Source organism: Blautia sp. NSJ-140, assembly GCF_022868965.1.
In the GTDB taxonomy this organism is placed as follows: domain Bacteria; phylum Bacillota; class Clostridia; order Lachnospirales; family Lachnospiraceae; genus Blautia_A.
The window spans coordinates 13174-32741 of record NZ_JALIFS010000015.1 but is presented as its reverse complement, the minus strand read 5'-3'; the positions used below and the strand labels follow the sequence as shown (position 1 = coordinate 32741).

The 19568-nt window shown below is 44.0% G+C and carries 19 protein-coding genes, 1 pseudogene and 1 riboswitch; of the genes and pseudogenes, 1 reads left to right on the top strand and 19 read right to left on the bottom strand.

Features of this window, described 5'->3' with window-relative positions:
• Positions 1 to 26: 26 nt before the first annotated feature.
• The 11 genes and pseudogenes from MUB50_RS15090 to MUB50_RS15040 all read right to left on the bottom strand — a co-directional run bounded on the left by MUB50_RS15090 (position 27) and on the right by MUB50_RS15040 (position 11295).
• Positions 27 to 1526, bottom strand: a complete 1500-nt coding sequence (locus MUB50_RS15090) for a response regulator (RefSeq protein ID WP_244791537.1) — start codon at positions 1524 to 1526, stop codon at positions 27 to 29.
• Positions 1527 to 1605: 79 nt separating this feature from the next.
• Positions 1606 to 1965 carry an Hpt domain-containing protein gene (locus MUB50_RS15085; RefSeq protein ID WP_118626363.1) on the bottom strand — a complete coding sequence of 120 codons (360 nt, stop codon included), beginning with the start codon at positions 1963 to 1965 and terminating at the stop codon, positions 1606 to 1608.
• A gap of 47 nt (positions 1966 to 2012) precedes the next feature.
• Positions 2013 to 2213 (bottom strand): annotated as a pseudogene (locus tag MUB50_RS15080) (response regulator); the annotation flags it as partial.
• A 97-nt stretch (positions 2214 to 2310) separates the two neighbouring features.
• A riboswitch (cyclic di-GMP riboswitch) is annotated at positions 2311 to 2386 on the bottom strand.
• 199 nt (positions 2387 to 2585) lie between these two features.
• Positions 2586 to 2957, bottom strand: coding sequence for a RidA family protein (locus MUB50_RS15075; protein WP_180214274.1), 372 nt, complete (start codon positions 2955 to 2957; stop codon positions 2586 to 2588).
• A 94-nt stretch (positions 2958 to 3051) separates the two neighbouring features.
• Positions 3052 to 4518 (bottom strand): serine hydrolase, encoded by a 1467-nt coding sequence (locus MUB50_RS15070; protein WP_227752331.1) that lies wholly within the window; start codon positions 4516 to 4518, stop codon positions 3052 to 3054.
• Positions 4519 to 4641: 123 nt separating this feature from the next.
• On the bottom strand, positions 4642 to 7008 hold the full coding sequence (locus tag MUB50_RS15065; RefSeq protein WP_244791535.1) for an ATP-dependent DNA helicase: 2367 nt from the start codon (positions 7006 to 7008) through the stop codon (positions 4642 to 4644).
• A 178-nt stretch (positions 7009 to 7186) separates the two neighbouring features.
• Positions 7187 to 7408, bottom strand: a complete 222-nt coding sequence (locus MUB50_RS15060) for an HPr family phosphocarrier protein (RefSeq protein WP_118513597.1) — start codon at positions 7406 to 7408, stop codon at positions 7187 to 7189.
• A gap of 317 nt (positions 7409 to 7725) precedes the next feature.
• A complete protein-coding gene (locus tag MUB50_RS15055) occupies positions 7726 to 9045 on the bottom strand; it encodes an aspartate kinase (RefSeq protein ID WP_118513599.1) in 1320 nt (439 codons plus the stop codon).
• A gap of 182 nt (positions 9046 to 9227) precedes the next feature.
• Positions 9228 to 9509, bottom strand: a complete 282-nt coding sequence (locus tag MUB50_RS15050; RefSeq protein ID WP_015525835.1) for a DUF2325 domain-containing protein — start codon at positions 9507 to 9509, stop codon at positions 9228 to 9230.
• Positions 9510 to 9652: 143 nt separating this feature from the next.
• Positions 9653 to 10342, bottom strand: coding sequence for a tRNA (N6-threonylcarbamoyladenosine(37)-N6)-methyltransferase TrmO (tsaA, locus tag MUB50_RS15045; protein WP_118626357.1), 690 nt, complete (start codon positions 10340 to 10342; stop codon positions 9653 to 9655).
• Between the two features lie 86 nt (positions 10343 to 10428).
• Positions 10429 to 11295 (bottom strand): GGDEF domain-containing protein, encoded by an 867-nt coding sequence (locus MUB50_RS15040; protein ID WP_182434034.1) that lies wholly within the window; start codon positions 11293 to 11295, stop codon positions 10429 to 10431.
• A 288-nt stretch (positions 11296 to 11583) separates the two neighbouring features.
• Here MUB50_RS15040 and MUB50_RS15035 point away from each other — a divergent pair, with 288 nt between their 5' ends.
• The gene (locus MUB50_RS15035; protein WP_118513605.1) at positions 11584 to 11838 is read left to right on the top strand and encodes a hypothetical protein; all 255 of its coding nucleotides are present in this window, start codon (positions 11584 to 11586) and stop codon (positions 11836 to 11838) included.
• Positions 11839 to 11913: 75 nt separating this feature from the next.
• Here MUB50_RS15035 and MUB50_RS15030 read toward each other — a convergent pair whose 3' ends face one another.
• The 8 genes from MUB50_RS15030 to MUB50_RS14995 form a co-directional block, all read right to left on the bottom strand.
• The gene (locus MUB50_RS15030) at positions 11914 to 12657 is read right to left on the bottom strand and encodes a DeoR/GlpR family DNA-binding transcription regulator (RefSeq protein WP_244791533.1); all 744 of its coding nucleotides are present in this window, start codon (positions 12655 to 12657) and stop codon (positions 11914 to 11916) included.
• A gap of 70 nt (positions 12658 to 12727) precedes the next feature.
• Positions 12728 to 12985, bottom strand: coding sequence for an HPr family phosphocarrier protein (locus MUB50_RS15025; protein WP_015525831.1), 258 nt, complete (start codon positions 12983 to 12985; stop codon positions 12728 to 12730).
• Between the two features lie 41 nt (positions 12986 to 13026).
• Entirely contained in the window at positions 13027 to 14940 is a 1914-nt protein-coding gene (locus MUB50_RS15020) for a PTS fructose transporter subunit IIABC (protein ID WP_118513607.1), read from the bottom strand.
• Positions 14941 to 14960: 20 nt separating this feature from the next.
• Positions 14961 to 15872: a 1-phosphofructokinase gene (gene pfkB / locus MUB50_RS15015; protein WP_118513609.1), complete on the bottom strand. Its 912-nt coding sequence runs from the start codon at positions 15870 to 15872 to the stop codon at positions 14961 to 14963.
• 338 nt (positions 15873 to 16210) lie between these two features.
• Positions 16211 to 17005: an aminotransferase class IV gene (locus MUB50_RS15010; RefSeq protein WP_118626353.1), complete on the bottom strand. Its 795-nt coding sequence runs from the start codon at positions 17003 to 17005 to the stop codon at positions 16211 to 16213.
• A gap of 90 nt (positions 17006 to 17095) precedes the next feature.
• Positions 17096 to 18517 (bottom strand): aminodeoxychorismate synthase component I, encoded by a 1422-nt coding sequence (pabB, locus tag MUB50_RS15005; protein WP_118626351.1) that lies wholly within the window; start codon positions 18515 to 18517, stop codon positions 17096 to 17098.
• 36 nt (positions 18518 to 18553) lie between these two features.
• Positions 18554 to 19168, bottom strand: a complete 615-nt coding sequence (locus MUB50_RS15000) for an anthranilate synthase component II (RefSeq protein ID WP_118626349.1) — start codon at positions 19166 to 19168, stop codon at positions 18554 to 18556.
• 121 nt (positions 19169 to 19289) lie between these two features.
• Entirely contained in the window at positions 19290 to 19499 is a 210-nt protein-coding gene (locus MUB50_RS14995; RefSeq protein WP_216417781.1) for a DUF1858 domain-containing protein, read from the bottom strand.
• Positions 19500 to 19568 lie beyond the last annotated feature (69 nt).

The following is a 19568-nucleotide window of genomic DNA, read 5'->3' as shown; positions in this document are numbered from 1 at the left end:
TCCTTCTGAGCCTCCTTTGCATTTTTCTATTTTACAATATTAAAATATCCAACGACCCCGATGTATCCATCCTTCTTTAAAGGCGACCACAATGTATGCAACTTCAGTTTATACATTTGGCGGACATTCTCCACCGTTGCTTTTATCTGCACAGAGATTTCTTTATTTTGTACAGATGTCTGATGTAATAAAGCCTGAATATGATGAACATCTTCTTCATTTACTCCGAATTCTTTGAACAGATTGAAATTCGGATTATTTCTCTGACATAATATCTGCTGCTTTCCGTTTAATATAGTCAGCTGACCTGAAATTGTATTGTACTCAATTGAATTCATGCCACTGTTCGATTTGAAGAAATCGAGTTTTTCCTTCATGACCCTGACAACATTCTGTGAATAATTATGATTCGGTAAAGATCTGTCGCTGAGTATCTCATTTGAAAGTCTCTGTACTTCATGGTAATAGCTAGTATCATCCATCTCTTTATCAATCATTTTTGAAAGCTGAAGACTCAGTTCTTTCAGACACATAAGGAGGATGGGGTTAAATTGTCCACATTGCCCATCCAGGATCATTTGAATCGCTGTGTCATGATCAAATGCTTTCTTATAACATCTTTCACTTGTAAGTGCGTCATAAACATCGACAATCGACACCACCTGTGCGGAGATTGGTATTTCTTCTCCTTTCAGGCCATCCGGATAGCCTTTTCCATCCCATCTTTCATGATGCCATCTGCAGATTTCCCATGAAGCACGTACCAATGAATTGTCTTTTGGGAAATGCATATCCCGGATCATATCTGCACCAAGCTCACTATGAGTTTTCATAATCTTGAATTCTTCATCGGTAAGTCTGCCGGGTTTGTTCAGAATTTCTTCCGAAATACGGATCTTACCAATATCATGAAGAGAAGATGCTGTTGTGATCAAAGAAATATCTGCCTCTGTCATAGGATAAGCATCTGTTATTTTTACCAGTTGTCTCAGCATCATTTCCGTTGCTGTTTTAATATGCAGGATGTGTTCTCTGCTCTCACTGTTACGTGATCCCAATACATTACTCAGAATCCGGATCATAATATTATTATTTTCTTCTTTTTCGTAAACCTGATCATAAACCACATTGATCAGATGCTTTTGCTTCATATAGAGTCCAAGGGTATTCTGAACTCTTTTCTTTACAATCACAGAATCAAACGGTCGTGTGATATAATCCGTGATTCCCAGCTCATATGCCTTACGCATCGTATCAACAGCATCTTCAGAAGATATCATGATTACCGGAGTTTCATCTATACACCGACTTTGGTTCATCCATTTCAGAACTTCAAAACCATTCATCTGTAGCATATTGATATCTAAAAGCATCAGATCGATTCCCGGATTTTCTCCCATAATCTGAATTGCCTGATTTCCATTTTCAGCTTCCAGGTAATTATAAGTTTCTCTGAGAATCTCCTTCAACATATCCCTGTTAAATTCTGAATCGTCTACGATCAGGATCTTTTGTCTTTTATCCATATTTTTTATTTCCTTTATCCATGTGGGTTTTATGATATTCCGGACACCCGGTCAAAAACAGAAAGTCGTGTCGCATCACTTAATTCGACAGTCCCTTCTTTATTTCTTCAATCATCATTTCATATACTTCTGTTACTTTTTCCATTGCCTCCGATATCCCCGGCTGCGCTCCGGTTCTATCTCTCAAAAGTTCTGTTAACTCATTACTAACCTCATACAGACGGTCAAAAGAAAGATTCTGACAAACCCCTTTCAATGTGTGTGCACTGCGGAAAGCATCTTCATAATTTCTATTCTTCAATGCCAGTTTTAACTGCGGGTAACTCTGATCCTCAAGGAACTTTAATGTAAATTTCCGAATCAGTGCTTCGCTTCGAAGGCGTCCTAAAACATCTTCATAATTTCCTCCGATAGCTTCATAGCATTCCTGTATTGTCATAATTTTGTCCTCCTATTATGTTTCACTGCTTATTTATCATTGCTACATCAATTACATTCCACCAATTTATGAATTACTTTTATCAGTAATCCCAGATCAACAGGCTTAACAATATGTTCATCCATCCCTGCTTTTTTTGCTCTTATTCTGTCCTCCGTGAATGCATTTGCTGTCATTGCAATGATCGGTATTGTCTTTGCAACTTCATAACCATTCATTACCGGCATCATAATGTCCATAAGAATGACTTTCGATCACAGCGGATATTCGCAATCCGCTTCGCTGCTTGTTCATAACCGAATAACACCATAAAAAAGCACCGTCTCACAGACAGTGCACGTCATTTCATGCAACTGGCTGCCATTTTACAGGCCCTGTAGCTTTGCGTCCCAGATTTTCATCTGGTTTGCCGATCATCCTTATTATAGCTTTTACACGTATACCAAAAAACTGGTCTTATTATACTATAGCGCTCTACTGTACACAAGAAAAATATTACCGTTTCAACGCCTGAAAACAAAAAAGGAGTGCGCTCCAGAACAGAGAAAATACTTTATCCCCACGAAAAAAATCCCCGCTGTCTGACTGAAATCAGACAACAGGGATTTTTTATCAAATCATCAGATTGCTGCGATCACTTCTACCTCACAGAGAACATTCTTTGGCAGTGTCTTGACTGCAACACAGGAACGTGCAGGTTTGTTTACGAAATATTTGGCATATACTTCATTAAATGCCGCAAAATCGTTCATATCTGCAAGGAAGCATACTGTCTTGACTGCATTCTCATAGCTGGAACCGGCAGCTTCCAGAACTGCTCCGAGATTCTTCATAACACGGTCAGCCTGCTCCTCGATGGTTGTTCCAACTACCTCTCCAGTTGCCGGATCCACCGGGATCTGACCGGATGTGTAAAGCGTATCTCCATGGATGATAGCCTGGGAGTATGGTCCGATTGCTGCAGGTGCTTTGTCTGTATGTACTGTCTTCATAATAGAATTCTCCTTTCATGAACATTTCGGATACTTCTCTGTCGGAAATATCCATCAGGATCTTACTCAGCTGTTTTTTATTCTAACTCACAGATCACCCCTGGTCAAGGTCCATATTCAGATAATTATAAACAATACCGGAAATATCCCGGATATGCGAAACTGCGTCCCCAGGTTTACAGTCTTCTGACATCACACAGAGGATATATGTAGTCTTTTTTCCATATACAATGGCGATATCATGCTGGTCCGTATCCGTTTCTCCAGTCTTATTTGCAATTTCCACGGACGCAGATATCCCGCTGGGGATCTTAGTAGTAACCTGCTGGTTCAGAAGCAGATTACGCATAGCCTCCGAAGCTTCTTTCGATACACATTCTCCTTTATAGATCCGGAAAAGAAGCTCTGCGCAGTCTTTTACGGAAGTGGTGTTCCTGCCGCCGAGGCCGACATCCTTTGAAGAGGACGGGCTTAAGATGTGCTGAACGGAAGTATCTGCAAATTTCTGTTCCGCAAGAAATCCATTTACAGCCTGCGCTCCGTCCTTAAAAACACCCGATGCTGTCTGCAGACGTACCAGCTCATTAAAGGATTCATTGTCACTGACTGTGATCATATTCCAGAGAAGATCATTGACCTTTGTGGATACGGACGGATCTGTAACATCTTTTTTCATTTTTGCCGCTTCGCTCTGAAGGACTGTATCCATGTTGGCATAGGTCTGGGCCATGACAAACACTTTGATCAGACTGGCTGAGTACAGCGACTGGCTGTTCTGTTCAAACTCCTGACCACTGGTCAGATCCTTTACATAAACGCTCCATGTACCCTCATAGGTTCCAAGAAGATCCGCAAGCCGTTTCTCAAGGCCATCCATTCCCAGATCTTTAGTCTCGACTTTTCCGGATGCATCAACGGAAAATCCCTCCGGAGTCTCTCCCTCTTCCTGGAGCAGAACGCCGTTTTCTCCGCCAAAATAATAATATCCGTCAAACATCTGTCCTGCAACATTCATTTCCAGATAATGGATACCCGGATCCGTAACCATTTTTCCATATTCATCAAAATAATACAGCCCGTTGTACGTTGTTTTGTCCACCACCAGATTATCCATATAACGTACCTGTGGAGAGGCGCTGAGTTTTCCCAGATTGTTTACCATATAACAGCCGTCAAAAGAAACTTCCGCACCGCTGCCGTCTTTTGCCGGCGCCTTCAGATCGGTGATCTGGACCATATGCGAGTTTCCCGCTGTAAACTTACCGCTTTCGTCGTGATAATAATATCCATCAAAAACCGTTCCGTCGATCTCAAAATGATCAAAATAATACACTGCCGGAGTATTTTCTTTGGTTCCATCTTCATTCAGGCAGTAAAAGCCATTGCTTTTCAGAATATATTTCCCGCTTTCACCGGGAATTGGAAGTATCTGGGACTCCTCCGTAACAGAACCAAGGCTTCCCTGTGCCGTCTGCTGCACTGTTGTCGCAAAAACCGGCTGTGCGAGCATCACTGTGCTCAGACAAAATGCCAATACTTTATATATTTTTTTTCGTCTCATATACTTCTTTCACTTTTCTTATGATCCTGTTTTACAGTTTCCTGTCCTGATCCGGCATCCACGCATTCCTCCGGTGATTTTCCAGATAAAGACTCTATAAGTATATCGGATTTCTCCGTTCTGTCAAGTAAACCTCTTCCAGAATGTCTCCACTGCGCCTTCTACCGTATCCAGCCTGCAGCCTGTACGGTCCTGCCATTCCCGGGGAAAGATTTCCTGGTAATCCCGGTCCCAGAAGCGGTCATCCAGAAGCAATATCACGCCTTTATCCTCTTTTGTGCGGATCACGCGCCCGGCGGCCTGAAGCACCTTGTTCATACCCGGATAGCGATATGCATAATCAAAACCACAGTGATTCTTTTTATCGTAATACTCTTTCAGGATCTCACGCTGACTGCCGATCTGGGGAAGTCCGGTTCCTACGATCACTGCCCCGATCAGACTTTCCCCTGTCAGATCAACACCCTCGGAAAAAATCCCTCCAAGGACACAGAACCCTACCAGGGTACCTTCCCGTTCCTGAAATTCCTCCAAAAATCCTTCCCGTTCCTTTTCTGTCATATCCGGTGTCTGACACACGCAGCGCACCCAGTCTACGGAAAATTCTTCCTCATAAACCTGCAGTACGTCTTCCATAAGACGATACGACGGAAAAAACACCATATAATTTCCCGGCCTCTGCCAGACACACCTGGCAATATATCCGGCGATCTTCCGGTATTCTGCACGATTTCTCCGGGTATACCGGCTGCTTACATCGCTGCCGATAAGAATCCTGCGGTTTTCTTTTGGGAAAGGAGACTGCACATAAATCCCATATGCATCACGATCTGTTGTCAAAAGCTCCCGGTAATAGAGCATTGGAAACATTGTAGCTGAAAAGAAAATAGCACTTCTCCCTTTTTTCAGGTATTCTCCCAGATTTTCTGCCGGGTTCACACAGAACAATCTCAGGCGAAATCCTTCTTCCACGTGGTTTTCGGTATACACCACATAATTTTCATCTACCAGTTCTGAAACATTTAAAAAATCACGCACTATAAAATAAAATTCCAGGATTTCCCTGCGCAGTTCTTCTTCCAGCTCTTTTTCCTCCAGGATTTCTTCCAGTTCACCTGATATTGTAAGAAATGTGATCGGCAGTACTCCGGGATTGGGCAGCACCTGATACCCTTTTCCCGTTTCCGCAAGGTTCTCTTCCAGTTCCATCATCTGGCGATTTGCTTTGTCCAGTGTTCTGGCCAGTTTTGAAAAACGCTTTTTTATCTTCTTTCGAAGGGCGACCAGACTCCGGCGGGAAATACCGGCACTGTACATCTCTCTGCCACGTTCTACCAGATTATGTGCCTCATCGATCAGAAAAATATGATCCCCGGAAATATTTTCCCCGAAAAAACGTTTCAGATGAACATTGGGATCAAACACGTAATTATAATCACAGATGATCCCGTCTACCCAGATTGAAAGATCCAGACACATTTCAAAAGGGCACACATGCCATTTTTCTGCATGAGCACGGATCACTTCTCTGGAATATACCTCTTCTGTGGTCCAGAGCTCATAAACCGCATCATTTACCCGGTCAAAATGTCCCTTTGCATAAGGACATTTCTCCGGTGTACATTCCGGAGTATCCTGAAAACACAGTTTTTCCTTTGCCGTGATCGCCGTCACCTTAAATTTCAGACCTTTTTCCCGCAGGATATGGAATGCCTCCTGCGCCACAGTTCCTGTGATGGTTTTTGCGGTAAGATAAAAAAGTGTTTCCCCTTTTCCCTCACCGATAGCGCGCACCGAAGGAAAAATGGCAGACATGGTTTTTCCCACGCCGGTAGGTGCCTGAACAAATAAGGTCTTCCCGCTGGAAACCGTATGGTACACACCACTAACTATATCCCGCTGCCCTTCTCTGTATGGAAACGGAAACTGCAGATCCTTCATGGATGCATTCCTCTCTTTTTTCCAGTTAAGGGAATATGCGATCCATTTGTGATAGGCATCCAGAAGCTTCTGATACCAGCCTTTAAGTTCCTCTATGGAAAAATCCTCACGAAATCTCCTGGTTTCTTCCGTCTCAAGATGAGCGTAGGTCATCTGAATGTGGATTTCTGAAATCCCCTCTTTTTCTCCCCAGATCAGTCCGTAACACATAGCCTGGGCACGGTGAACCGCTACTGGTATGTCCATTGCCTGGACATTTCCGTAAGTTCCCTTGATCTCGTCAATATAAACGGCTCCGTCCTCTGTAAAGATCCCGTCTGCACGGCCCTCAACCTGAATGACCACATCGCCGTATTCACTTTCTTTTTTCAGAGAAACCTCTGCCTGATAATCGCCCTTCATACTCCGCTGTATCTTGCGGTGAAGCCTTCCGCCTTTTAACATGGCTTCCTTATCTCCGGATGTCCCACTGCTGTTATCCAGATCTCCGCTCCTCAGTATAAATTCCACAAGATTTCTGACAGAAATCCGTACTCTTGGTTTTTCCATATTTTCACTCCCGGCAGCTGCCGGAATTCCAGCCCGGCAACTATTCTTTTTCCATGCTATACCAGGATTATACCATAAAATATGATCCGAAAGCTCCCCATAATAAAAAGGACGCATGTTCTGCTTTTCTTCTCATGAACTGCGCCCTTTTATCACCGTTTTTCCTTATTCATATTTCTCAACCTACTGCATACTTGGAAAGAACACGGTTAAAATCCTCATCTTCTCCGTAACACTTTACTGTCAGAGTCTTTGTCAGATCCAGACTCAAAAGTCCGAGGATCGACTTTGCGTCAATGATAATACGGTTATAAAATACATCAATATCAAATTTACATTTGCTGGCTGCACTGACAAACTCCTGTGCACTTTTTTCATCCAGTTTGATCTGTTTCTCCATGGCTGACTGCCTGCCTTTCTGATTTTTTTATATGTCAGTTTTACACAAAAGTTAAGTTTTTGTCAATACTGTTTATTTCATATCAAGCATTTTTCGACACAATGTACAATATCTTTGTCTTTCCTTTGGAAATCCTGTTGAATTTGATTGTATTATTTTTAGTCCAAAAAAATCCGCCGCCGGACGTGTAATATACTGTCCTGCGACGGATTTAATCAATCGGATATAAACAAAATCCGTTTCCGGATTTAATCGATCGGATATTCGGAATCCGCTTCGCTACTTCCTCATAAACAAAATCCGTTTCCGGATTTTGTTTATATTCGTGTCAGAACAAAAATATCGTAGATTGCTCTGACTGCTTTTTCGAAATCACGGTTCTCTACACCGATGATGATATTCAGCTCACTGGAACCCTGGTCGATCATTTTTACATTTACATTTGCATGGGCAAGAGCAGAGAAGATCCTTCCTGCAGTGCCTCTCTGGGATTTCATTCCACGACCAACAACTGCGATCAGTGCAAGGTCAGATTCCATCTCCACAAAATCAGGCTGTACCAGACGGTGGATACCTGCGATAACCTGCTGCTCTTTCTCCTCAAATTCGTCCTGATGAACATATACAGTCATGGTATCGATTCCGGATGGTACATGCTCAAAGCTGATCCCCTGATCTTCAAATACCTGAAGTACCTTGCGTCCGAACCCAATCTCACTGTTCATCATGGATTTCTCGATATTAATAGAGCAGAAGCCTTTCTTTCCGGCGATACCGGTAATAGTAAATTTCGGCTTCTTACAGGTGCTCTCTACGATCAGAGTACCTTTATCCTCCGGGCTGTTTGTGTTACGGATATTGATCGGAATTCCCTCTTTACGAACCGGAAAAATGGCATCCTCATGAAGAACAGTAGCTCCCATGTAGGAAAGCTCACGAAGTTCTCTGTATGTGATTGCCTCGATAGGCTCCGGATTGTGAACGATGCGTGGATCTGTTACAAGAAAACCGGAAACGTCCGTCCAGTTCTCATAAATATCTGCATGAATAGCTTTTGCAACCAGAGATCCGGTCACATCAGAACCACCTCTGGAAAATGTCTTTACCGTGCCATCTGCACATGCGCCGTAAAATCCCGGAATAACCGCATGCTGGGATTTGCTGAGTTTTTTGGAAAGGAGTTTATTGGTCTCCTCCGCTTCCAGATTACCAGCTTTATCAAAACGGATCACAGAAGCTGCATCCACAAAATCATATCCAAGGTATGCAGCCATGATCTTACCATTGAGGAACTCTCCTCTGGATGCCGCATACTGGATTCCTGCCTGTGCACGGAAATCTTCATCGATTTTCTTGAACTCCTCCTCAAGAGAAAGGCTCAGTCCGAGGCCCTTGATGATCTCATAATATCGCGCCTTGATCGCATTAATCTTCTCAGTGATATCCTCCCCTTTAGATGCTGCGTCATAACATCCATAAAGCATATCAGTCACTTTGATATCATCGTCAAATCTCTTTCCCGGAGCTGACGGAACTACATAACGGCGGCTCTCATCACTGCGGATGATATCGCCCACTTTCTGGAACTGCTCCGCATTTGCAAGAGAACTTCCACCGAATTTTACAACTTTTTTCATGATAACACCTCTCACCTGTAATTTCGACTTCCAGCGCTGCATTTTCACCATTCACTGCAACGCTTTACCACAGAAACCTACGGCTATTTTATTGAATAATTTGTAGTTTTGCAAGCCTTTCTGTAACATTTCTGCAAAAAAAGTCAAATTATACAAGAGAAAAGTATCTCCTGACCGGTTTCTTATGCACAGTACTGCTTCAGAATGTTCTCAAGAGCTGCAGCGCTGCTTGTATGACAGCGGCATACCGGAATGGATTTTTTCTTTGCTTCTTCTACTGCGCAGTTTACCATTTTGTGGGAAACAGTACTTGTGAACAGGATCATCAGATCCGGCACCCCGATCTTTTTCTTCATGGCTCCTTTTTCCTTGGCAAAGACTTTCGCCTTGCATCCGAAGCCTTTACAGATATCCTCATACTGACATACCATTCTTTCATTACCACCTACAATTACAACGCTCATAATTCACTCTCCTTTGATCTCTGAACTTTTATATGACTGTTTCAATGTTATTTTAAACTAACTTCATTTTTAAAATAATGAGTTAGCGTTTGCTAACTCATTTATTATAATATCATCACTTAAAAAGTTTGTCAAAGGTATTTTTAAATTTTGTCTGATTTTTTATATTCTGTGATCTCACATACTGTAAGTATGCCGTTTTTTACCTGAAAACGAACATCCATCCCTGCAAAAGGCATTCCGTATATCCTCTCCGGATCTTTCTGGTAGGCAGGCCTCGGATCTTCTCTGAGCACACCTTCCAATGCAGAAAGCTTGTCTTCCGGGATCCTTGCCTTCCATTCTTCCGGGATTTCCACCTGTAGAAAATGCTGCTCCACCTTCGTCGCAAAGCCGCCCAGTGCTTCCGGATGACAGTCTGCCACAGGCAGATATGGCTTGATATCATAGATGGGGGTTCCGTCCATCAGGTCCGCACCGGATACGATCAGTACAGGAGCTTCTTTACTTTCCATGTCTATCTTTTCAAGCTTCACACAGGATAAGCCTACAGGATTGGGGCGGAAGGGCGATCTGGTGGCAAATACACCCATCCTTTCATTTCCGCCCAGACGTGGCGGACGTACCGTAGGGGACCAGTTTTCACGGATCGACTGTGAAAACTCCCACAGCAGCCAGATATGCGAAAAATCTTCCAGTCCCTTTACCGCTTCACGCACCCGGTATTCCGGTTCAAAAACAATACAGGCTGCCAGTTCTTCCACTCGGCCGCTCTGACGTGGGATTCCGAATTTTGTCGGAAAATCACTTCTGATCCTTGCGATTATCTTCATATCGCCCTTCTCCTTTTACCTGCCAAAGAAATATCTCTTGCGTCTGTTACATAATTCTGCCTCCAATGGCTGTTCTGCCATTTCCGTCAGATCCGCTTGTAAACAACACAGTTTTTTTGCCGCTTGGCCTGATAGAGAAGCATGTCCGCTTCTACCACTCCATCTCTGACCTTACAGTTTCCATATACACCTCCCACGCTCGTGGAAAGCCGGATTTCTTTGTATTCCGGCACATCTGCCATTGCGATCTCTTTCCGGATATCTTCCAGCTTCTGCTGAAATACCTTTTCCGGAATTTCTTCAAACATCAGAAGAAATTCGTCTCCTCCATAACGCAGTACCACGTCATTTGCCCGCACATGATCAAAAATCGTTCTGACAATGGTGCACAACGCCGCATCTCCGGCTACATGGCCATAGCTGTCATTGATCTGTTTAAAATTATCCACGTCGATCATAGCTATAGCCCCCATCTTATCCAGGGATTTCAGCTGTTCCTCAAAATATCTCCGGTTTCTGGCACCAGTCAGCGGATCTTCATATAATTCCCGATTGAATTTGCTGATCTTATCGATCAGAGGCCCGCTTCCGTAAGCTCCCAGAAAAATCTTATCCGTCATTTTAAAGACCATTTCCATAACAAGAGGTGTCCCGTCTATAACCACATATTTGGCGATCACCTGGTAAATGTCATCATTGACGAACTCAAATTTCGTCATTCTGTTTTTGCGGGCAAAAACTTTGGCAGAAATACAGTTCTCACATCTTCTGTTTTTATTCCACACTGCAAAGCATTTATGTTCTGCTTCATAAGAGCAATCATCTGAGCCAATATTTACCGGAGCTGTACGGCTGACATCCACCAGTCTTACAATGTCAAAAACCGTCTTTAGAATTTCTATTTCTTTATTTACTTCCTGGGCAGTCATAAATACGCCCTTATCTTTATTCATAGTATTTTCCTGCGTTTCTGAAATATTATATACATCCATGATAACATTACTGTTCACCCCGTTCTCAGTAACACGCTTCGCGATGCACAGAATTTATGCTGATCGCATAAATTCGCGCAGTATGTCTCGGGTTTTCTGTGACCTTCGCTCACAAAAAACACATCGCGGAATATTACCAGTGAACAGTAATATGATAACACATCGTACATTAATTCACAATTGTATTTCATCGTCATTTATGCTATTGTATAGTATATAAGAAGTAATATTTTTATCAGGAGGTTTCATATGGCACAGAGACGTACAAAGATAGAAGTACTCAATGAGAAAATTTCCAAAGTAGATTCCAAGATTGCTGCCTACACCGAAAAGATAGCAGCGCTGGAGGATGAAAAAACTGCACTGGCAGCTCAGCTGGATGAGATCCGCAAAGCTGAGCAAAAAGCAAAGGAAGCTACCGAACTGAAACGTCTGCTCAAGCTGATGCACAAAAAAGATATTTCCGTGGAAGATCTGGAATCCATGATCTCCAAGGAAGATTGAGACAGATCCTTAACGAATAAAAAACCGGTTTACGAAGAATTTTTCTTCCAAACCGGTTTTTTATTTGTGATCTTTCTATGATACGATCTGTATATTTCTGCAATCTTTATATTCTTTGGAACAGCTTTCCGTCAGAATTACCGCTCCGTCAAATGAAAAGAATGTCACCGCACTGATCTGTCCGAATTTGGAGCTGTCAGACACCACGTACTTTTCCAGACACTGCTCCATGGCTGTTCGCTTTACCAGTGCCTCATTGGATTCCGGCGTGGTAAAACCTTCTCTCTGAGTCATCCCATTGGTCCCGAAAAAGCCCTTGGTAAAATGATAATTCTTCAGCATCTGCATGGCCTGACTTCCGATCACAGCTTCCGTAGATCCCTTCAGCTCTCCGCCGATCAGCAATACACGAACTCCCATCTGAGCCAGAGCCTTGGCATGGGAAACACCATTGGTGACAAAAGTCGCCCCGGAGCCTTCCAGATGTTCCAGCATATATCCGGTAGTCGTTCCCGCATCCAGATACACAAAATCTTCCGGACGGATCAGAGCTGCCGCATAGGCTGCGATCTTCTTTTTTTCTTCAATATTCAGCTCAACTTTCTGGGCTACGGTAGGCTCATAGGCATTGACAGTATGTTCCAGCGCTACCGCACCGCCAAAAACCCTGGTCAGCCTCCCCGCCTTGTAAAGCGCCGTGATGTCTCTGCGGACCGTAGATTCCGATGCATCCAGGATATCTTTCAGCTCTGTTACCGTAACACTGTTTTTTTCTCTGAGAAGGCCGAGTATGATCTCGTATCTCTGCTCCGTCAGCATTCCTTTTCCTCCTTGAAAAAAAACATCCCGATCACCGGACCGGGATGCCTTCTGTTCACTCATTCTGAGATTACAGGTTCTCCTGCATGAATTTGCTTACTGCCTCGTATGCTGCATCCTCGTCTGCACCATCGAATGTAAAGGTAACCTCATGGCCCTTCTTTACGCCAAGTCCCATAAGTGCAAGAAGCTTTCTGCACTCTACAGTCTTGCCATCCTTCTCGATAGTGATCTTGGACTCGAAACCTTTTACAAGCTTCACAAGCTCTCCGGCCGGACGTGCATGGATTCCTTCGTTATCTGTCACTACATACTTGAATTCTTTCATTTCTTTATCCTCCAGGTTTTTTATTTTTAATTTTAAAAAATTTAAGCAACCTTTTTCTTCAGTACACCGAGAAGCATAGCTGAGATCAGAGTTCCCACAACCAATGCGACCAGATACATCAGTGCATTACCTACAACCGGGAATACGAAGATTCCACCGTGTGGTGCCATCAATGTACAGTTGAAGAACATGGAGATCGCTCCGGCTACTGCGGAACCAACGATACAGGACGGAAGTACATGGATCGGGTCAGATGCCGCAAAAGGAATCGCACCTTCTGTGATAAATGCAAGTCCCATAATAAAGTTGGTCGGTCCTGCCTCACGCTCTTCTTTTGTAAATTTGTCTTTAAACAGCAGAGATGCAAGTGCGATGGCACACGGAGGAGTCATACCTCCTACCATAACTGCTGCCATAATGTCATAGTTTCCTGCCGCAATAGCTGCTGTACCAAATACATATGCTGCCTTGTTGAACGGACCACCCATATCAATGGCCATCATACCACCGAGAATCAGCCCTAAAATTACTTTACTTGAATTTCCCATACCTGTCAAGGCATTATTTAATCCTGTATTGATACCACCCATGATCGGCTCTACAATAAAGGTCATACAAAGTCCCATAAGGAGGACACCAACGACCGGATAGATCAGTACAGGCGCTATTTTTTCCAGTGCTTCCGGAAGCTTATCACAAACCTTACGAAGTCCGAGGATCAGATATCCTGCAAGGAAGCCTGCAAGAAGAGCTCCAAGGAAACCGGATTTTCCGTTTGCCGCGATCATACCGCCCACAAGTCCAACTGCAAGTGCCGGTCTGTCACCGATGGCCATTGCGATAAATCCTGCCAGGATCGGAAGCATAAAACCAAACGCAGTGCCACCAATACTTTTCAGAACAGCCGCTGCCGGTGTGATTGTACCAAAGTTTGCTCTCTGGTCTGCAGGAAGGGAATTTAAATCTATACTTAAACCATCAATCAGGAACGCAAGAGCGATCAGGATACCACCGCCTACAACCAACGGAAGCATGTGAGATACACCGTTCATCAGCTGCATATAGATCTTGTGGCCTGCTCCGCCGCCTGCTTTTGTATTTGAGGAAGAGCTCTGACTGCCTGCTGCCGCATGATATACCGGAACATCTCCGGAAATCGCACGTTCAACAAGCTGGTCCGCTTTGCTGATTCCATCAGAAACCTGACATTCGATGACTTTCTTTCCATCGAAACGATCCATAGGAACCTTGGCATCTGCTGCTACGATGATGCAGTCTGCCTCCCGGATCTCCTGATCCGTAAGTACATTTTTTGCTCCGCCGGAGCCTCGTGTCTCTATTTTAATGAAACAGTCTTTCGCCTTCGCTGCTTTTTCCAGTCCCTCTGCTGCCATGTAGGTGTGGGCAATACCTGTGGGGCAGGAGGTAACTGCCAGCAGTTTAGCTCGGGCTCCTTCGGAACTTCCTGTATCTGCCAGTCTTTCATCAATATCTTTTTTCTCATCATCTGCCTTGTCGATGATCTCCATAAATTCATCTACAGAATCTGCGTTGCGTAAGGACTCTGTAAAATTATCATCCATCAGCATTACGGAAAGCTTGCTGAGTACATCCAGATGAATGTTATCTTCTGTATTCGGTGCTGCGATCAGGAAAAGAAGGGTAACCGGCTCATCATCCAGTGCCTCAAATTCCACACCGTTTTTTACTACCATGGCAGCAAGTCCCGGTTTCTTTACCGCATCACATTTTCCATGAGGAATGGCGATTCCCTCACCGATTCCTGTCGTACTTTCTTCCTCTCTTAAATACACCTGTTTCCGATAAGCTTCCCTGTCGCTGATCTTTTCGCTTTTTACCATAAGATCTACGGCCATGTCCAGCGCTTCGGATTTCGTCTTCGGTGCCGCATCCAGTGATATGCTTCTTTTGTCAAGCAAATCTGTGATTCTCATCTTCTCTTCCCCTTTCTTATTTACTCCTCTGTCACCTGTTCATATACAGCCTGAATCTCTTCCCTTGTGGCAAGATTTTCAGAAAATGCACTTGCGCTTCCTGCGGAAATTCCCATGTGAAATGCATATTCGTGATCCTGTTTTTCCATCCAGCCTGCCATAAAGCCTGCTACCATGGAATCTCCGGCTCCTACGCCGTTTACCAGTGTTCCTTTCGGTGCCGGTTTCTCAAATACCTGACCATCTTCCGCTACCAGGACAGCTCCCTCTCCGGCCATTGAGATCAGCACATTTCTGGCTCCTTTTTCCTGGAGCTTCTTTCCGTAAGGAATCACATCCTGACGGGTCTTAAGCTCTACGCCAAAGATTTCTCCAAGCTCATGGTTATTGGGCTTCACCAGGAACGGATGATACTTCAGTACATTCACAAGAAGATCTCTCGTTGCATCCACAACGATCATCACACCTTTCCCGTCCAGTCTCGCCATGATCTTCTCATACATGTCATCCGGCATGGATGATGGAATGCTTCCTGCCAGGAAAAGCACATCTCCTTCTTTCAGTGTGTCAAGCTTTTCCATCAGCTCCTGAACTTTTTCTGCGCTGATCTCCGGTCCCATTCCGTTGATCTCGGTTCCGTCAATGGATTTCAGTTTCAGATTAATCCTGGAAACACCTTCCGGGATCCTGATAAAATCGGATTTTACTCCCATTTCCTCAAGTTTTCTTACGATTTCATCTCCAACGAATCCTGCCATAAAACCAAGTGCGGTATTCTCAATCCCGAGGTTCATCAGCACTGTGGAAACATTGATTCCTTTTCCGCCCGGAAGCATCAGCTCGGAACTGGTCCGGTTGGTAAGCCCCAGTTTGAAGTTTTCTACGGAAACGATATAGTCCAGAGATGGATTAAAAGTAACGGTACAGATCATTTCTTTCTCCTCCCTATTTGTTAAGCGGGTATTCGCATTTCTGCGGGTTTCTGACCGCTTTTTGTTGTTCCTTATTTGTTGAACTTAGTATACTTTCAAATTCGTTCAAAGTCAACCAAACTACTTCACAAAATTTATGACCGTTTTTGGTTGAGTTTGCACAAAAAAGTGCATCATCCCTAGTATTTCCAGGTTGATGCACCTTTATCCCTGATTGTCTTGGTCATATTCTCTCAAATTCCGTTATCATTCTATGTATCATTTCGAATTCCTGATTATACTTCCGCCATCTTCAAGTACATTTCTCATTCCGGAATGTGATGGTTTCGCAATAACCTTTATCCGACTTGTTTCTTATTCACAGTATCTCTGACCATCTTCTGATATTTTCCCATCAGCTCCTTCGTCACTTTGTCTTCCTCGAATCGGATTCCCTCAATCTGGCGCACCGGCATGATCCCCATCAGGGAATTGGTGACAAAGCATTCCTGATACCATTTAAGATCCTGAACATAGATATAAGTTTCTTCCACCTCTTCCGTGTCACAAAGGTATTCACGGAGGATTCCCGGGAGAAGTCCGCAGCTGACTTTTGGTGTATAGATCACGCCTTTTCGCACAAAGAATACATTGCTTACTGTCCCTTCAGATATCTGTTTCTTTGTATTCAGAAACAACCGTTCATCCATTCCTGCAGCTGCTGCATTTCGTTTTTCCAGGATACAGTCCCCGTAATTCATGGTTTTATGATATACAAGAGGCGATGTTTCATTCCGTTTCACCTTGCTGACATCCATGGTAAAGCCTTTTTCATAATTCTCCGGCGTATAATGATTGGCACGAAGAGAATACACTGCATTTTCCTTTGTGAGCATGAGCTTCAGCGCACAGTGTTCCAGTCCGTCAAATTCTTTTTGCACCTCCGGACGTTTTTTTTGTTCTTTCAGATACTCTTCAATCTTCCCGGCTGTGATCCCCCGTACTGTCGGATCACCCAGCTTCAGGAAATCTGCCGCCCGTTCCAGTCTTTTCAGATGCTTTTCAAGAAGTATGGGGGTTCCCTGCTCTATTCCTATGGTCTCAAATGCTCCCAGACCAAACTGAAAACATTCGTCTAAGGTTATGTTGTTCATCTCCTCTGACCTCCCTCCTTATGAAGTATCCCTGTCAGATTCTCTGATCTTTCTACAGAGCCTTTTACTTTTACCGTTCTGTATGTTTCTCTACTGTAGCGCATCCAGGATCGCTTTCGCCTTCTGCAGTGTTTCCTCGTACTCAAATTCCAGATCTGACTCTGCTGTGATCCCGCCGCCAACGCCAAGGTGATATTTTCCGTTTTTATGAAGAGCTGTACGAATCACGATGTTGAAATCGCAGCTTCCGTCCAGTGTCAGATAGCCGATAGAGCCTGTATAAAGATTTCGCTTGCCGTGTTCCAGCTCGTCAATGATCTCCATGGCACGATATTTCGGCGCACCGGTAATAGAACCGCCGGGGAATGCAGCCTCCAGAAGATCCATAACATTTTTTCCGTCTTCCAGTTTTCCTTCAATATCCGATACCAGATGAAAAACCGTAGCGTATGCTTCCACTGTAAAAAGCTCGGTTACCTTCACGCTTCCCGGTGTACACACCCGGTTCAGATCATTTCGCTCCAGATCTACGATCATAAGAAGTTCACTCTTATCTTTTCCTGAATCCTGAAGCTCCCGACGGAGCATTTCATCTTCCTCAGATGTTACGCCACGTTTTCTTGTTCCCTTTATAGGACGAGTATTTACATGACGGTCTTTCATCTTCAGAAAACGTTCCGGAGAGGCACAGACGATCTGATAGTCTCCGAAATCCAGATATCCGCCGAAAGGAGACGGATTATTTTTTCGAAGATCATAAAAAACATCCAGAGGCGGTTTTTCGCTTTCAATAGTCAGCTGCTGCGTCATGTTGGCAATATAGATATCACCCTCTATAATATACCGGATCATCCGGTCTACTGCCTGTTTGTATTCTTCTTTTTCAAAATTGGGATGAACCTGGATCCTGAATTTCTCACGGTGAGAATTTTCCGTGACCATACTGTTTCCGGATTCCTTTTTTTCTCCTGTTTCCGATCCTTCCTTTTTCCCCGCCTCTGTAAATTCCCGGATTGCTTTTTCCATCGCTCCGATTTCTGCTGCAGCGTCTTCACTGATTCCATTTGACACAAGATAAGTTCTTTTTTCCTGACAGTCTTCTACAATAAAACAGTCATAAAACGTCAGAACTGCCTCCGGAACGGTCACAAGCTCCTTTTCTCCGGATGGTACTCCCATCTGTTTTCTTCCGTAATCATAGGAAAAATACCCTACTGCTCCGGATACGATGGGAAGTCCGCTGTTATTTTTGTCCTCATGGGTATTCAAATATTCCCGCATATAGTCTTCAAAGGTTGTCTCTGTTTCCGGTCTTCCATTGATAGTAAAGGTCTCTCCGTCCTTTACCAGCTTCAGATACGGACATCTTCCGATCACGGAATACCGTCCCAGATCGTTAACAAGGGAAGAATCCAGAAAAGCGGCTCCCAGTTCCTTTTCGTAGATCCGGAAGATCTCTGCTGCCGGAATATATGTGTCCAGTTTCTTTATGATACGATGATCTCTGTACATGTTCAAGCTCCTATTTATTTCCCGTATTTTCTCTGCTCAGGCTGTTTTTTCTATAGCTACCCTTTCCTGCTCCTGCTGAAATCTTTCCGCGATTTTGCAGAAATTCTCAAGAAGCTCATGACCGTATTCCGTAAGGACTGCTTCCGGATGAAACTGTACCCCGTATAACGGAAGGATTTTGTGGGAAATTCCCATCACTGCCCCGTCTTTGGAAACTGCATCTACCTGATATTCTTCCGGAAGACTTTCTCCACGGACAATCAGGGAATGGTATCTTGTCACTTTAAATTCTTCCGGCAGACCGGCAAACACTCCGGTTCCATAGTTGCGAATCTCTGTCACCTTTCCATGCATGGGACGTTTTCCCTTTTCTACCACCGCACCTGCGCAGTGTCCCAACACCTGATGTCCCAGACAGACTCCTAAGATCGGAACCCTTCCCTGAAATCTGTTTACGGTTTCCACACAAAGGGCTGCGTCCCAGGGGCGTTTGGGGCCCGGAGAAAGAATGATTCCTTCCGGCTTCAGTTCCTCCAGTTCTTCCAGGGTGATCTCGTCGCAGCGCTTTACAAGGATCTCACGCCCCAGTTCCTCAAAATACGCTTTTAGATTATAAACAAACGAATCAAAATTGTCGATCATTACATACATGGTGTTTTCCTCCGCTTTTCCGTATAAAACGTGTAAAAAAAATAAGGGATAACAACGGCATGTCAAAAAAACATGCACAGTCGTTATCCCTTACGGTCCGTAATCTGTACGTTTCTGTTATTTATTTCTGGTTCTTGGTCTCTTCATAGTGATGGATGTCTGCCAGTACTACATTTACGTCAAGTCCGTGTACCATGCATGCCTCCTCAAGAGACTCACCGATAGAAGACGGACAGCCGATGCAGTGCATTCCTTCCTGCATAAGAATGTATGCGATCTTCTCATCGTATGCAAGCATCTCACCCATTGTTGTTTCCTTTGTGATTTCCATGATCTATATTCTCCCTTCTGGATCTGTAATCTTACCCGGAATCCCGGTTTCCTGGTTTTTTTCCGCAGT

What these genes read in the sequence shown, in the direction of transcription:
- MUB50_RS15090 (WP_244791537.1), bottom strand. Translation starts at nt 1,526, where the DNA reads ATGGATAAAAGACAAAAGATCCTGATCGTAGACGATTCAGAATTTAAC.
- MUB50_RS15085 (WP_118626363.1), bottom strand. Translation starts at nt 1,965, where the DNA reads ATGACAATACAGGAATGCTATGAAGCTATCGGAGGAAATTATGAAGAT.
- MUB50_RS15075 (WP_180214274.1), bottom strand. Translation starts at nt 2,957, where the DNA reads ATGAAGACAGTACATACAGACAAAGCACCTGCAGCAATCGGACCATAC.
- MUB50_RS15070 (WP_227752331.1), bottom strand. Translation starts at nt 4,518, where the DNA reads ATGAGACGAAAAAAAATATATAAAGTATTGGCATTTTGTCTGAGCACA.
- MUB50_RS15065 (WP_244791535.1), bottom strand. Translation starts at nt 7,008, where the DNA reads ATGGAAAAACCAAGAGTACGGATTTCTGTCAGAAATCTTGTGGAATTT.
- MUB50_RS15060 (WP_118513597.1), bottom strand. Translation starts at nt 7,408, where the DNA reads ATGGAGAAACAGATCAAACTGGATGAAAAAAGTGCACAGGAGTTTGTC.
- MUB50_RS15055 (WP_118513599.1), bottom strand. Translation starts at nt 9,045, where the DNA reads ATGAAAAAAGTTGTAAAATTCGGTGGAAGTTCTCTTGCAAATGCGGAG.
- MUB50_RS15050 (WP_015525835.1), bottom strand. Translation starts at nt 9,509, where the DNA reads ATGAGCGTTGTAATTGTAGGTGGTAATGAAAGAATGGTATGTCAGTAT.
- tsaA (WP_118626357.1), bottom strand. Translation starts at nt 10,342, where the DNA reads ATGAAGATAATCGCAAGGATCAGAAGTGATTTTCCGACAAAATTCGGA.
- MUB50_RS15040 (WP_182434034.1), bottom strand. Translation starts at nt 11,295, where the DNA reads ATGAATAAAGATAAGGGCGTATTTATGACTGCCCAGGAAGTAAATAAA.
- MUB50_RS15035 (WP_118513605.1), top strand. Translation starts at nt 11,584, where the DNA reads ATGGCACAGAGACGTACAAAGATAGAAGTACTCAATGAGAAAATTTCC.
- MUB50_RS15030 (WP_244791533.1), bottom strand. Translation starts at nt 12,657, where the DNA reads ATGCTGACGGAGCAGAGATACGAGATCATACTCGGCCTTCTCAGAGAA.
- MUB50_RS15025 (WP_015525831.1), bottom strand. Translation starts at nt 12,985, where the DNA reads ATGAAAGAATTCAAGTATGTAGTGACAGATAACGAAGGAATCCATGCA.
- MUB50_RS15020 (WP_118513607.1), bottom strand. Translation starts at nt 14,940, where the DNA reads ATGAGAATCACAGATTTGCTTGACAAAAGAAGCATATCACTGGATGCG.
- pfkB (WP_118513609.1), bottom strand. Translation starts at nt 15,872, where the DNA reads ATGATCTGTACCGTTACTTTTAATCCATCTCTGGACTATATCGTTTCC.
- MUB50_RS15010 (WP_118626353.1), bottom strand. Translation starts at nt 17,005, where the DNA reads ATGAACAACATAACCTTAGACGAATGTTTTCAGTTTGGTCTGGGAGCA.
- pabB (WP_118626351.1), bottom strand. Translation starts at nt 18,517, where the DNA reads ATGTACAGAGATCATCGTATCATAAAGAAACTGGACACATATATTCCG.
- MUB50_RS15000 (WP_118626349.1), bottom strand. Translation starts at nt 19,168, where the DNA reads ATGTATGTAATGATCGACAATTTTGATTCGTTTGTTTATAATCTAAAA.
- MUB50_RS14995 (WP_216417781.1), bottom strand. Translation starts at nt 19,499, where the DNA reads ATGGAAATCACAAAGGAAACAACAATGGGTGAGATGCTTGCATACGAT.